Origin of the sequence: Yersinia enterocolitica (assembly GCA_002082245.2) — a bacterium.
Taxonomy (GTDB): Bacteria; Pseudomonadota; Gammaproteobacteria; order Enterobacterales; family Enterobacteriaceae; genus Yersinia; species Yersinia enterocolitica_E.
The window spans coordinates 1,044,434-1,059,267 of record NBTC02000002.1 but is presented as its reverse complement, the minus strand read 5'-3'; the positions used below and the strand labels follow the sequence as shown (position 1 = coordinate 1,059,267).

The following is a 14,834-nucleotide window of genomic DNA, read 5'->3' as shown; positions in this document are numbered from 1 at the left end:
GGGATGAAAAGCCTTGGTTTAACGTTATATCCTGGACTGGGTCATTATTTTGGCTTTATCGCCACATTTTCTACAATCTTACAAAATTAATAAAAGACACGATGTTGATCCTAATGTCTCCTTAATCAATAGCCGATTCGGGGGATGACGTTATAACGCATTAGCTTGGGTATAGCAGGGGTTGGTGGCGATGTGGCAAGCCGTATTGAGATTAGTCCGGGGATTAGATGCGTGGTCCGTAGGAACGGACTATGGCGATTTGAGCGGTTATATACCAAATGTTTTTAAGTGTGCTTATAAAAAGAAACCCCCAACAGCAATGGCAATTGGGGGCTATATCTTCTGTTGTGTAACCCCCAGCTATAAATGGGGGTTACACATTAAGATTACTATTATTTCTTGGCTTTCTTTTCAGTTTTTGGTGCAGGAGCTGCTGTAACAGCAACTTCTTCACGGTCAAGTTCTTCGCTAAATTCGCGGCCGTAATAAGTATCCATCAAAATCTGTTTCAACTCAGAGATCAGTGGGTAACGTGGGTTAGCACCGGTACACTGGTCATCAAATGCATCTTCAGACAGTTTGTCTACTTTAGCTAAGAAATCAGCTTCTTGAACGCCAGCTTCACGAATTGATGCTGGGATACCCAACTCTGCTTTGATTTCATCTAACCAAGTCAGCAGTTTCTGAATTTTCTGTGCAGTACGGTCGCCCGGAGCACTCAGACCCAGATGATCTGCAACTTCAGCATAACGACGGCGCGCTTGTGGGCGGTCATATTGGCTGAAAGCAGTCTGCTTAGTTGGGTTGTCATTCGCGTTATAGCGAATAACGTTAGAAATCAACATGGCGTTGGCTAAGCCATGCGGGATATGGAACTCAGAACCCAGTTTATGGGCCATTGAGTGGCAGACACCCAAGAAGGCGTTAGCAAAAGCGATACCCGCGATGGTTGCGGCATTATGTACACGCTCACGAGCCACTGGGTTTTTAGCACCTTCATTGTAGCTGGCTGGCAGGAATTCTTTCAGCAGTTTCAGCGCTTGCAGAGCCTGGCCGTCAGAATATTCATTCGCCAATACAGAAACATAAGCTTCCAGAGCATGAGTTACTGCGTCCAGACCACCGAAGGCACATAAAGACTTAGGCATATTCATGACCAGGTTGGCATCAACGATTGCCATGTCTGGAGTCAATGCGTAGTCAGCTAATGGGTATTTCTGGCCTGTTGCATCGTCGGTAACTACCGCAAATGGTGTCACTTCTGAACCGGTACCTGATGTGGTGGTTACCGCGATCATTTTCGCTTTCACACCCATTTTCGGGAACTTGTAAATACGTTTACGGATATCCATAAAGCGTAGTGCCAATTCTTCGAAGTGGGTTTCAGGGTGTTCGTACATGACCCACATGATTTTGGCTGCATCCATCGGTGAACCACCACCCAGCGCAATGATCACGTCTGGTTTGAAGGAGTTCATCTGCTCGGCACCTTTGCGCACGATGCTCAGGGTAGGGTCCGCTTCTACTTCGAAGAAGACTTCAGTCTCGATACCGTGAGATTTCAACACGCTGGTGATTTGATCGGCATAACCGTTGTTGAACAGATAGCGGTCAGTCACGATGAAGGCACGTTTTGCACCGTCAGTTGCCACTTCTTCCAACGCGATAGGCAGAGAGCCACGACGGAAGTAAATAGATTTCGGTAGTTTATGCCACAACATGTTTTCTGCTCGCTTAGCCACAGTTTTCTTGTTGATCAAGTGTTTCGGCCCAACGTTTTCAGAGATGGAGTTACCACCCCATGAACCACAACCTAGCGTCAGAGATGGCGCCACTTTGAAGTTGTACAGGTCACCGATACCACCATGAGAGGCAGGGGTGTTGATTAGAATTCGGGCGGTTTTCATTTTATCGCCGAAATACTTAACGCGTGCAGGTTGGTTATCCTGGTCGGTATACAGGCAAGATGTATGGCCGATACCCCCCATTTCTACCAGTTTTTCCGCTTTATCAACTGCGTCTTCAAAATTCTTCGCACGATACATCGCTAAAGTAGGCGACAGTTTTTCGTGAGCAAATGGTTCTGACTCGTCAACAACCTTAACTTCACCGATAAGAATTTTGGTGTTGCTAGGAACTTTAATGCCAGCCATTTCAGCAATTTTAGTTGCTGGCTGACCAACGATAGCGGCGTTTAAACCACCATTTTTCAGAATGATATCCTGAACTGCTTTCAGCTCTTTACCTTGTAACAGGTAGCCACCATGGGAAGAGAAGCGCTCGCGAACTGCGTCGTAAGCTGAATCAACCACGATGATAGATTGTTCAGAGGCACAAATCACACCATTATCAAAGGTTTTTGACATCAAGATAGATGCAACAACACGTTTAATATCAGCGGTTTCGTCAACCACAACAGGAGTGTTACCTGCACCAACACCGATAGCCGGTTTACCTGAGCTATAAGCTGCTTTAACCATGCCTGGGCCACCGGTTGCCAGAATCAGGTTAATGTCAGGGTGGTGCATCAGTTGGTTAGACAACTCAACTGTTGGCGCATCAATCCAACCAATAATATCTGCTGGCGCACCTGCGGCAATAGCGGCTTGAAGCACGATATCTGCAGCTTTATTGGTTGCGTCTTTAGCACGTGGATGTGGAGAGAATACGATACCGTTACGCGTTTTAAGGCTAATTAATGCCTTGAAGATAGCGGTAGAAGTCGGGTTAGTTGTTGGCACGATACCGCAGATTAAACCAATAGGTTCAGCGATAGTAATTGTACCGAAGGTTTTATCTTCTTCTAAAATGCCACAAGTTTTTTCATCTTTGTAGGCATTGTAGATGTATTCAGAAGCAAAGTGATTCTTGATCACTTTATCTTCAACAATACCCATACCTGATTCCTCTACCGCCAGCTTGGCCAGGGGAATACGGGCATCCGCTGCAGCCAGAGCTGCGGCACGGAAGATTTTATCAACCTGCTCTTGAGTAAAGTTGGCATACTCGCGCTGGGCTTTCTTGACGCGTGCTACTAGCTCGTTAAGTTCAGCGACATTCGTTACAGCCATAATGCTCTCCTGATAATGTTAAACTCTTTTAGTAAATGAGCTGTTGAAGCAACTAGTATAGTCAGGCTCTAGTATGCCGTAAGGTCAAATAGAGCTAGTTTTATAGCTTACTTTCCCATTTTTTACCGATGATTTACTGAAAGAGCTTTTGTTCCACTAAGAATAAGATGAGGGGGAAAATATCATTTTCAACCTTTATACTCTGTTTCTCAGTGAACTTACTCTCTACCACTGCTCAGAGCTTAACTATTCTTAGGTATGTTTTTCGTGATTTAAATCACAAAATCGTCAAGCTGACACCATTCAGCAATTATTTGTTGAGAGTAATTATCATTAACATGAATAAATTGATAATTCATGACGTTAAAGCTTCATTAACACCACAGGACATTAACAAGAGTTATCATTTTAAACGGTAAAAATTTACCTTGTATAAATGCTGTTTTATTACATAGATTCCTATGACTAATTCCATTACATTAGCGCGCACATCTGTAGAAGAGCGCCCTAAGGGTGATTTTTAGTGAAAAGAACTGTGGTCAGAGGCTTGAATAATGCAGGTGCCATTCTGCATGGTTGCGACATTATTTTTGTCGCGAATTTTCCAGGCACGGGCCATAAGGTGTGTTGTCTTGGGGCATTAAATTATAATGGCCTGTTATCTGTGACGTTTTTATCAGCTATTGCGCGGAGTGATGTGTGAGTCAATCATTGTTGGACCTTTCAGGTTACATCAAGTTTTTTGTTGGCTTATTTGCACTGGTAAACCCGGTAGGTATATTGCCGGTATTTATCAGTATGACCAGCTATCAGGCAGCGGCTGGGCGGGATAAAACTAACCTGACAGCTAACCTGTCAGTGGCGATTATCTTGTGGATATCCTTGTTCTTGGGGGATGCCATTCTGAAAATTTTTGGTATTTCCATCGACTCATTCCGTATTGCCGGTGGGATTCTGGTCGTCAGCATTGCGATGTCGATGATCAGCGGCAAACTCGGTGAGGATAAGCAGAACAAGCAGGAAAAAACCGAAACGGCGGTCCGTGAAAGTATCGGTGTTGTGCCACTCGCATTGCCCCTGATGGCAGGGCCAGGTGCCATCAGTTCAACAATTGTTTGGAGTTCCCGCTATCACAGCTGGCAGAATTTGTTAGGCTTGACGGTGGCTGTGGCCTTGTTTGCGTTCTGTTGCTGGTTGCTATTCCGGGCGGCTCCGCTGCTGGTTCGGCTGTTAGGGCAAACCGGTATTAACGTTATAACGCGTATTATGGGGTTGTTGCTGATGGCATTAGGCATCGAGTTTATTGTCACCGGTATCAAAGCGATTTTCCCCGGATTACTTTAATCTATCCCCATATCCCACGGTATGTAGGTCACCGGTATTATTACGGGTGACCTTTGCTGTTTTTCAGCCTGGTATTTAAATATCTAAGCATTATTTTAGTGCAGAATATGTATGTAATTTAATCTATTGCACTTAAATGCTGCAATAATGCTATCTCTATAAAGATAATTTGGCTTAAGGCTTATTTACTCATCTTTAATAAATCATTCAGTGACCCTCAGAGTAAACTAAATACGCTATTTGTTGTTAAAATGCTCACATCATTCTGTAGGGCTTGTGCGGAATTTATCTAGGTGTTATTAGTGATTACTCTGTAATCAGTAGGTGTTTATTCTGGTATTAGTGCTAATGTTAACTTTATGTTTCTAGAACGGCTTTTTTGACATTTTTTTTGCTGTGAATTTAAATTTTAAATGATTTTTTTTGAGCTAAATCATATAGATGATTATTTCTTAGGCGACTAATTAAGATAGGTAATATCGTTAGTTACTCTGTAGAAAAGAGAATTGCTTAACATTTCTGTAAAATTTATTGGCGTCAGATTTCGGGTTCTGTTAGTTTTCGGACAACTTCCCGACAAGAGATTTCTTGTTTTTTAATGAAACTAAACCGAATTTTGATTTTTGGAATAGTTATTGCTAGTCGTTGTGGGCAGCAGATTGACGTAAACCTTGAGAAAAACATCACGAAATCTCGTAAAAGGGCGGTTTGAAATGCAAATAAAGTTTAAGCAACCACCACTGGCAATAATTGGCGCTATTCTGGGTTTGTCATTTTCGGCTGTATCAATGGCGGCGGCAGTTCCGGCCAGTGTGGCATTAGTGATAGATCAGAGTATTACCATTAATAATGGTTCCGAGGTTGCCTCATTAGACCCGCATAAGGTTGAAGGCATTCCTGAAACCAATATTATTCTGAATTTATTAGAAGGTCTGGTGAGCAATGATGCTAATGGGCATATAATTCCGGCAGTTGCCATACGCTGGGATAATGACGGTTATAAAGTCTGGACCTTCCATTTGCGAGATAACGCCGTGTGGAGTGATGGAACTCCGGTCACTGCTCAGGATTTTGTCTATAGTTGGCAGCGTTTGGCTAGCCCTAAAGTGGGTTCACCTTATGCCAGTTATTTGCAGTATGCCCAAATTGAGAATGTTGACGAGGTATTGAAAGGGACCAAAAAACCGGATGAATTAGGTGTTAAGGCATTAGATAGCAAAACCTTGCAAGTGACGCTAACGGAACCGGTTCCTTATTTTATCAGCATGTTATCTCACACCTCGATGAAGCCGGTTAAGCGTGAGGCTGTTGAAAAGTATGGTGATAAATGGACTCTACCACAAAATTTTATCGGTAATGGCGCTTTTCAGTTAAAAGAATGGGTGGTTAATGAGCGGATTGTGCTGGAGCGTAGCCCGACTTACTGGAATAACAACGAAACGGTCATCAATAAGGCGACTTTTTTACCGATAACGTCAGAAGTCAGTGATATTAATCGCTATCGCAGCGGCGAAATCGATATGACTAACAGTGCCATTCCCCCGAATTTATTTGCCAAAATGAAAAAGGATCTGCCATCGCAGGTTCATATCAGCCCATACCTCTGTACTTTCTATTACGAAATTAATAATAAAAAAGCACCATTCACTGACGTCAGAGTGAGAACGGCAATTAAATTAACGCTGGATCGCGACATTATTGCGACTAAAATTATGGGGCAAGGGCAGATCCCTGCCTATGGCTTTACCCCGACATTTACCGCAGGGGGTAATTTCGCATTGCCAGAATGGGCCAACTGGACTCAAGAACAACGCAATGCAGAGGCGAAAAGAGTGCTTGCCGAGGCCGGTTTCAATGCCCAAAATCCATTAAAGTTTACGTTGCTTTATAACACCTCAGATCAAAATAAGCAGCAGGCGATTGCCGCTGCCTCTATGTGGCAGAAAAACTTGGGTTCTACCGTTACCTTGCAGAATCAAGAATGGAAAACCTCTCTAGAAAGCCGCCATCAAGGGCAATTTGATGTTGCCAGAGCAACATGGTGTGGTGACTACAATGAGCCGACCGCTTTTCTGAATATGCTGCTATCGGATAGCAGCAATAATACTTTCTTCTATAAAAATCCAGCATTCGATGCGCTGTTAGCTAAAACGCTGACGACTTCGAGTGTCGAGGCGCGCGCTGCTTTATATCAACAGGCAGAGAACTTATTGGATAAAGATTCTGCAATGGTGCCGGTCTATTATCGAGTCAGTGTTCGACTTATTCGGCCAACTGTCGGCGGATTTACCGGTAAAGACCCACAAGATTTAGTGGATTTAAAAAATCTTTATATGCGTAAGTTGCAGTAAATATTAAGTTATAAAAGTTTATCGCAGCAAAACAGACTTATATGTCAATTGTTCACAAGCGAAAATCGCGGTGGCATGACAGCAAATAAGAGACAGACAAGGTAATAGGGATGTATAGCACAGTACCGATTTTAGTCTGATGCTAATACATATAGGGCATTACATGGCCGGGTTCGTTCCCCGCGCAATGTGATTTAAAGATACCTTTTAAAGGTGAAGCTTGCTCAGTCTCTGAGCGACGCAATAATAAAATCTGGAGTAGATATCAGCATGACCAACATCACAAAGAAAACTTTCCTGGCCGCAGGTATCGCTGCTGCTATGGGTATGATGGCTGTGGGAACTGCCTTTGCCGCCAATGTGCCGGCAGGTGTACAACTGGCCGAGAAACAGGTTTTAGTTCGCAATAATGGTTCCGAACCTCAGTCACTGGATCCGCATAAAATTGAAGGTGTGCCTGAATCCAATATTTCGCGCGATTTATTGGAAGGGTTGGTTATTAACGATCCAAACGGCAAGATTCTGCCTGGTGTCGCTGAAAGTTGGGATAACAAAGACTTTAAAGTTTGGACTTTCCATCTGCGTAAAGATGCTAAATGGTCAAATGGTGACCCTGTAACAGCACATGATTTCGTTTATAGCTGGCAACGTCTGGCGGACCCTAAAACAGTTTCTCCGTATGCGAGTTATGTACAATATGCCCATATCGCGAATATCGACGATATTATTACCGGCAAAAAATCACCTGATACCTTGGGTGTAAAAGCGTTAGATGACCATACTTTGGAAGTCACGTTGACCGAACCTGTTCCTTATTTAGATAAACTGTTAGCTCATCCATCCATGTCTCCAGTTAATAAAACTGTGGTTGAGAAGTTTGGTGAGAAGTGGACTCAGCCACAGAATTTTGTCGGTAATGGTGCCTATAAGTTAAAAGATTGGACCGTTAACGAACGTATTGTGTTAGAACGCAGCCCAACCTATTGGGATAATGCGAAAACAGTTATCAATCAGGTTACTTACCTGCCAATCTCTTCTGAAGTGACTGATGTTAACCGCTACCGCAGCGGCGAGATCGACATGACCTATAACAACATGCCGATTGAATTATTCCAGAAACTTAAAAAAGAGATCCCACAAGAAGTTCATGTTGACCCGTATCTGTGCACCTATTATTACGAAATCAATAACCAAAAAGCGCCATTCACCGATGCACGTGTTCGTGAAGCACTGAAACTGGGTATGGATCGCGATATCATCGTGAACAAAGTGAAAAACCAAGGTGATTTACCTGCCTATGGCTTTACGCCTCCGTACACCAGCGGTGCAGAATTGACCCCACCAGAATGGTTTGGCTGGACCCAGGAAAAACGTAATGAAGTGGCTAAGAAGTTGCTGGCTGACGCTGGCTACACACAAGATAAACCACTGAAATTTAACCTGTTGTATAACACATCTGATCTACACAAAAAATTGGCTATTGCGGCAGCATCTATTTGGAAGAAAAATCTGGGTGTTGACGTTAAGCTGGAAAATCAGGAATGGAAAACCTTCCTTGATACCCGCCATCAAGGCACTTTCGATGTAGCGCGTGCTGGCTGGTGTGCTGACTATAACGAACCGTCGTCATTCCTGAACATGATGCTATCTGACAGCAGCAATAACACGGTGCATTATAAGAGCCCAGCCTTTGATAAGTTGATCCAAGATACGCTGAAAGTAAAATCTGAAAAAGAGCGTGCCGGTTTGTATCAACAAGCTGAGGTATTGCTGGATAAAGATTCTGCTATTGTGCCGTTGTTCTACTATGTGAATGCCCGCTTAGTGAAACCTTATGTCGGTGGATATACCGGTAAAGACCCACTGGATAATATGCACGTAAAAGATCTTTATATTATCAAGCACTAATATATTAAGGGCAGCAGCTGAATTAGCGTGCTGCCCTTATTGCGTTGATAATATAAAGTCGCAGTAAGAGGCTAAAGGTACAGGCAATGTTAAAATTTATTCTACGCCGCTGTCTGGAAGCGATTCCGACACTTTTTATTTTGATAACCATTTCATTTTTTATGATGCGTCTCGCCCCAGGAAGTCCGTTTACTGGCGAGCGTAATCTTCCTCCTGAAGTTATGGCCAATATTGAGGCAAAATATCACCTCAACGACCCGGTTTATAAACAGTATTTCAACTACTTGGGTCAACTTGCGCATGGCGATCTTGGGCCTTCGTTTAAATATAAAGATTACACTGTGAACGATCTGGTGTCTGCATCGTTTCCCGTCTCTGCGAAGCTTGGTTTTGCAGCATTTTTACTCGCAGTAGTATTAGGAGTTAGTGCTGGGGTCATTGCGGCACTGAATCAAAATACCAAATGGGATTATACGGTAATGGGCTTTGCCATGACTGGGGTGGTCATCCCGAGTTTTGTGGTCGCCCCCTTATTAGTGTTGGTTTTTGCCATTATATTGAAATGGTTACCGGGTGGTGGTTGGAATGGCGGAGCGCCGAAGTTTATCATTTTGCCGATGGTCGCGCTGTCGTTGGCTTATATCGCCAGCATTGCACGTATTACCCGTGGCTCAATGATTGAGGTTCTTCACTCTAACTTTATCCGTACGGCGCGAGCGAAGGGATTACCACTGCGGACCATCGTATTACGCCATGCATTAAAACCGGCGTTGTTGCCTGTTTTATCCTATATGGGACCTGCGTTTGTAGGGATTATCACCGGTTCGATGGTTATTGAGACCATCTTTGGTTTGCCGGGCATTGGTCAGTTGTTTGTCAACGGAGCGTTAAACCGCGATTACTCTTTGGTGCTGAGTTTGACCATTTTAGTCGGCGCTTTGACTATTTTATTCAATGCGATTGTTGACGTGCTGTATGCCGTTATCGATCCTAAAATCCGTTACTAGCACTGGAGCACGCCAATTATGTTGAGCAATAAAAATAGCGAAGCTCTGGAAGTTTTCAGTGAAAAACTGGAAGTTGAAGGGCGCAGCCTTTGGCAGGATGCCCGCCGTCGTTTTGTTCATAACCGCGCGGCGATCACCAGTTTGGTGATCCTAATGTTAATTACCCTATTTGTTATTTTGGCGCCGATGTTAGCGCAGTTTACTTATTCAGACACGGACTGGGGCATGATGTCAGCCGCCCCGAATATTGAGTCTGGGCACTACTTCGGTACTGACTCTTCTGGTCGGGATCTGTTGGTTCGTGTTGCTATTGGTGGTCGGATCTCATTGATGGTGGGGGTGGCTGCGGCGTTGGTTGCTGTGGTTGTCGGCACCTTGTATGGCTCTTTATCGGGCTATCTCGGCGGGAAAGTCGATTCACTGATGATGCGCCTGTTGGAGATTCTTAACTCATTCCCCTTCATGTTCTTCGTTATTCTGTTAGTGACCTTCTTTGGCCAGAATATTCTATTGATATTTGTGGCGATCGGTATGGTGTCCTGGCTGGATATGGCGCGTATTGTTCGTGGACAAACATTAAGTTTGAAACGGAAAGAGTTTATTGAGGCCGCATTGGTGGGCGGTGTTTCCACACGTAATATCGTATTGCGTCATATCGTTCCGAACGTGTTGGGTGTGGTGGTGGTGTACGCTTCTTTACTGGTTCCCAGTATGATTTTGTTTGAATCTTTCCTGAGTTTCCTCGGCTTAGGCACCCAAGAACCCTTGAGTAGTTGGGGCGCATTGCTAAGTGATGGCGCCAACTCCATGGAAGTGTCGCCATGGTTGCTGATGTTCCCTGCCGGTTTTCTGGTAGTGACCTTGTTCTGTTTCAACTTTATCGGCGATGGCTTGCGTGATGCCCTCGATCCGAAAGATCGCTGAGGAGTAGCACTATGACGACTATTGATAATCGGTCTGCTGTTCAGCAATCGGCATTGTTGGAACAAAATAGACAGTTGGAACAAAATATCCTGCTGGATGTAAAAGATTTAACCGTGACTTTTGGTACGCCAGATGGTGATGTAACGGCAGTTAACGCCCTTAATTTTGATCTGCGTGCGGGTGAAACATTAGGCATTGTAGGTGAGTCTGGCTCAGGGAAATCGCAAACAGCTTTTGCTTTGATGGGGTTGCTGGCCAGTAATGGCCGGATAGGGGGGTCTGCAAAGTTTAATGGCCGCGAAATCTTAAATCTGCCGGAAAAACAGTTAAACCGTTTGCGGGCTGAGGAAATCTCGATGATATTCCAAGACCCAATGACCTCGTTGAATCCTTATATGCGTGTTGGTGAGCAGCTAATGGAAGTGCTGCAACTGCATAAAAAGATGAGTAAAAGCGAAGCATTTGAAGAGTCAATTCGTATGCTTGATGCGGTAAAAATGCCAGAAGCACGTAAGCGCATGCGCATGTATCCCCATGAGTTCTCTGGTGGTATGCGTCAGCGGGTAATGATTGCAATGGCGCTGTTGTGCCGCCCTAAATTATTGATTGCCGATGAGCCAACAACGGCACTTGATGTCACCGTTCAAGCACAAATCATGACGTTGCTGAATGAGCTAAAGCATGAATTCAATACCGCGATTATCATGATCACCCATGACCTTGGCGTCGTTGCCGGAATCTGCAATAAAGTTCTGGTGATGTATGCAGGTCGAACGATGGAGTATGGTCAGGCCCGCGATGTGTTTTATCACCCAAGTCACCCTTATTCTATTGGTCTACTGAATGCGGTTCCTCGTCTTGATGCTGAAGGCGAATCTCTTATGACGATACCGGGTAATCCGCCGAATTTATTGCGCTTGCCGAAAGGTTGCCCATTCCAACCGCGTTGCCAATATGCCATGGATCGCTGTGGCGTGGCCCCGCCATTGGAGCATTTTGGTGATGGCCGTTTACGTGCCTGTTATAAGCCAGTAGGGGAACTAGTATGAATGCCATGACTGAGAAGAAAGTATTGCTAGAAGTGGCTGATCTAAAAGTCCATTTTGATATTCAGGATGGCAAACAATGGTTCTGGCAGCCATCAAAAACACTAAAAGCTGTTGATGGTGTAACATTGCGCTTGTATGAAGGCGAAACCTTAGGTGTGGTTGGCGAATCTGGCTGTGGCAAATCAACATTCGCCCGTGCCATTATTGGTTTGGTGAAAGCGACCAGTGGCAGTGTTTCATGGTTAGGTAAAGATTTGCTTAGCCTGAGTAATGCACAATGGCGCGCGACCCGTAGTGATATTCAGATGATATTCCAGGATCCACTGGCTTCACTAAACCCGCGTATGACCATCGGTGAAATCATCGCTGAGCCGCTGCGAACTTATCATCCCAAAATGTCGCGTCAAGAAATTAAAGATAAAGTTAAAGCAATGATGCTTAAGGTCGGCTTGTTGCCTAACTTGATCAACCGATATCCCCATGAATTTTCGGGGGGGCAGTGTCAACGTATTGGTATTGCTCGTGCATTGATTCTTGAACCGAAGCTGGTTATCTGTGATGAACCGGTCTCCGCGCTTGATGTGTCAATTCAGGCGCAAGTGGTGAACCTGTTACAGCAATTACAGCGCGAAATGGGCTTGTCACTAATATTCATCGCCCATGATTTAGCGGTGGTGAAGCATATTTCTGATCGGGTTCTGGTGATGTATTTAGGCCACGCAGTGGAGCTGGGGACCTACGATGAGGTTTATCATAATCCACAGCATCCCTATACCAAGGCGCTCATGTCGGCGGTACCTATCCCTGATCCTGACAAAGAAAGGGCGAAAGTGATTCAGCTACTGGAGGGGGAACTGCCTTCACCGATTAATCCGCCATCAGGCTGTGTATTTCGCACTCGTTGTCCGATTGCCGGGCCGGAGTGTGCGAAAACCCGCCCACTGTTAGAGGGTAGCTTCCGCCACGCGGTATCTTGTCTGAAAGTCGATCCGCTATAACATTCTGATAGTGATTGTCCAAAAGCAAAACCCTCGTCAGAGAAATGACGGGGGTTGTTATGATTACGGTATTAGCAGCCATGGGGGAAGGGACGTGTAACGATCACTCTTTCCACAAAATATGGCAAAGTTTATGGTCTTTTTCGCGGCACAGAAGAACTCGCGCAAATACATCATTAATCTCTTCACCATCACTATCAGCAAGGCCGATAACAACTTCGGCGAAAAAATCAGGGTTTAAATCAAAATCGACATGTTCTTGCCAATCTTCGGCTGGATCAAATAACTCCGCACCGCCACGCTCTTCAAACTGAAGGTTAAACAATAAAATATCTGCCGGATCGAGATTGTCCCCCGCCAGCTCCAGAAAGATATCGTAAGCCTGTTCCAGTGTTTCATCTTCAGTCAGGCGGTTATTGAGATCCATTAAGCTTGGCTCTTGTCTATTCTGGTCCATTTGCCGATTCCCATTTGTTATTTGCAGATTGCGCTCATTAAAACATTCTATATGCCGCTTTTACAATTATTATGCTATCTGAAGTCAATAACTCAGAGAATCTACAATAGGCATACCACCAGCCGCCTCAGTTATTACAGTAACGGGCTGAAAAAGTAGAATAATCGTTCAGTAACGCGATGCCAGAGAGGGCGTTTATTCCACAATTCACCATCTAACAGTACCGAGCGGGCAATGTAGTCGTCCTGAACTTGCGCCAAATCTGCACCAAAACCATCATCATCAATGACCAGCGTGATTTCAAAGTTCAACCATAAGCTGCGCATATCCAGATTGACCGTACCAACCAAACTTAGTTGACCGTCGACCAGCACACTTTTGCTGTGCAATAGGCCACCTTCAAACTGATAAACTTTAACGCCCGCTTCCAACAATTCTGAGAAGAATGCCCGGCTAGCCCAACGGACCATCATCGAGTCGTTGTCTCGAGGAACAATAATGCTGACATCAACACCACGTTGTGCTGCGGTACAGATGGCATGCAGCAGGTCATCGCTAGGTACGAAATATGGCGTCGTCATGATTAACTGCTCACGGGCTGCATACACCGCCATTAATAATGCCTGATGAATCATTTCCTCAGGGAATCCAGGGCCAGAGGCAATAACCTGAATGGTATGACCGCTCTCTTCTTCAAACGGCATGATATTAGTATCAGGCGGCGGGGGTAGAATACGTTTGCCGGTTTCAATCTCCCAGTCGCAGGCATATACGATACCTATGGTGGTGGCCACCGGGCCTTCCATCCGTGCCATCATATCGATCCATTGACCTACGCCGGCATCTTGCTTGAAAAACCGAGGATCAACCATATTCATGCTACCGGTGTAAGCAACATAATTATCAATCAACACAATTTTACGGTGTTGACGCAAATCCATTCGGCGCAGAAAGACCCGGAACACATTGACTTTGAGTGCTTCGACCACCTCAATCCCAGCATTGCGCATCATCGCCGGATAGGGGGTGCGAAAGAATTGTTGGCTACCGGCGGAGTCCAGCATCAATCGGCAATGAACACCTCGGCGCGCTGCCGCCATTAACGATTCGGCAACTTGATCAACCAAGCCACCAGGCTGCCAGATATAGAACACCATCTCGATATTGTGACGGGCCAGTTCAATGTCACGTACCAGTGCTTTTAATGTGTCATCGGTGGTGGTCAATAACTGTAATTGATTACCTTTAACGCCGCTGATGCCTTGGCGGCGTTCACATAATTGGAATAATGGGGTAGCGACTTCGCTATTTGAAGTGGCAAAAATGTGTTGGCAGTCTTTCAGTTCACTTAACCAGCGAGCAGTGGATGGCCACATCGCTTTTGCTCGCTCAGCACGGCGCTTGCCGAGATGAAGTTCACCAAATGAGAGATACGCAATTATCCCAACTAACGGCAGAATATAAATAACCAGCAGCCATGCCATAGCCGAAGGAACGGCTCTGCGTTTCATCAGAATACGCAATGTTACCCCGGCAATAAGCAACCAATAGCCAAAAACCGAGAGCCAACTGATTACGGTATAAAATGTTGTCATAAGGGCGGAAGTCCTGTTCACAAACGGTCACTAAAGAGTGTACGCACAGTATTGCAAAGGCGAAACCTTTAATCAGATATATTACTGGATAAAATCTTTTAAGCTAAAGGACTTGCAACGGGTAATTAAA

Annotated in this window: 12 protein-coding genes; 9 read left to right on the top strand and 3 right to left on the bottom strand. The window is 44.9% G+C overall.

What is annotated here, in order from left to right:
* Positions 1–392 precede the first annotated feature (392 nt).
* The gene (locus tag A6J66_006200; protein ID PNM23831.1) at positions 393–3,071 is read right to left on the bottom strand and encodes a bifunctional acetaldehyde-CoA/alcohol dehydrogenase; all 2,679 of its coding nucleotides are present in this window, start codon (positions 3,069–3,071) and stop codon (positions 393–395) included.
* Between the two features lie 167 nt (positions 3,072–3,238).
* On the opposite strand from A6J66_006200, the gene A6J66_006195 reads away from it, so the two are divergent.
* The 9 genes from A6J66_006195 (at position 3,239) to A6J66_006155 (ending at position 12,652) form a co-directional block, all read left to right on the top strand.
* Positions 3,239–3,490: a hypothetical protein gene (locus A6J66_006195; GenBank protein ID PNM23830.1), complete on the top strand. Its 252-nt coding sequence runs from the start codon at positions 3,239–3,241 to the stop codon at positions 3,488–3,490.
* Between the two features lie 104 nt (positions 3,491–3,594).
* The gene (locus tag A6J66_006190) at positions 3,595–3,774 is read left to right on the top strand and encodes a hypothetical protein (protein PNM23829.1); all 180 of its coding nucleotides are present in this window, start codon (positions 3,595–3,597) and stop codon (positions 3,772–3,774) included.
* The gene (locus A6J66_006185) at positions 3,771–4,415 is read left to right on the top strand and encodes a MarC family protein (GenBank protein PNM23828.1); all 645 of its coding nucleotides are present in this window, start codon (positions 3,771–3,773) and stop codon (positions 4,413–4,415) included. The genes A6J66_006190 and A6J66_006185 overlap by 4 nt, the downstream gene beginning before the upstream one ends.
* 713 nt (positions 4,416–5,128) lie before the next feature.
* Positions 5,129–6,766 carry an oligopeptide ABC transporter substrate-binding protein OppA gene (locus A6J66_006180; GenBank protein PNM23827.1) on the top strand — a complete coding sequence of 546 codons (1,638 nt, stop codon included), beginning with the start codon at positions 5,129–5,131 and terminating at the stop codon, positions 6,764–6,766.
* 270 nt (positions 6,767–7,036) lie between these two features.
* Positions 7,037–8,674 carry an oligopeptide ABC transporter substrate-binding protein OppA gene (locus A6J66_006175; GenBank protein PNM23826.1) on the top strand — a complete coding sequence of 546 codons (1,638 nt, stop codon included), beginning with the start codon at positions 7,037–7,039 and terminating at the stop codon, positions 8,672–8,674.
* An 86-nt stretch (positions 8,675–8,760) separates the two neighbouring features.
* Entirely contained in the window at positions 8,761–9,681 is a 921-nt protein-coding gene (locus A6J66_006170) for an oligopeptide ABC transporter permease OppB (protein ID PNM23825.1), read from the top strand.
* A 15-nt stretch (positions 9,682–9,696) separates the two neighbouring features.
* Positions 9,697–10,605, top strand: coding sequence for an oligopeptide ABC transporter permease OppC (locus tag A6J66_006165; protein ID PNM23824.1), 909 nt, complete (start codon positions 9,697–9,699; stop codon positions 10,603–10,605).
* A gap of 11 nt (positions 10,606–10,616) precedes the next feature.
* On the top strand, positions 10,617–11,654 hold the full coding sequence (oppD, locus tag A6J66_006160; protein ID PNM23823.1) for an ABC transporter ATP-binding protein: 1,038 nt from the start codon (positions 10,617–10,619) through the stop codon (positions 11,652–11,654).
* Complete coding sequence (locus tag A6J66_006155) at positions 11,651–12,652, top strand: ABC transporter ATP-binding protein (protein ID PNM23822.1); 1,002 nt, start codon at positions 11,651–11,653, stop codon at positions 12,650–12,652. The genes oppD and A6J66_006155 overlap by 4 nt, the downstream gene beginning before the upstream one ends.
* Before the next feature lie 103 nt (positions 12,653–12,755).
* Here the strand turns inward: A6J66_006155 and A6J66_006150 are convergent, their stop codons facing one another.
* Positions 12,756–13,079, bottom strand: a complete 324-nt coding sequence (locus tag A6J66_006150; protein PNM23821.1) for a dsDNA-mimic protein — start codon at positions 13,077–13,079, stop codon at positions 12,756–12,758.
* Positions 13,080–13,243: 164 nt separating this feature from the next.
* Positions 13,244–14,704: a cardiolipin synthase gene (cls, locus tag A6J66_006145; GenBank protein PNM23820.1), complete on the bottom strand. Its 1,461-nt coding sequence runs from the start codon at positions 14,702–14,704 to the stop codon at positions 13,244–13,246.
* Positions 14,705–14,834: the final 130 nt, after the last annotated feature.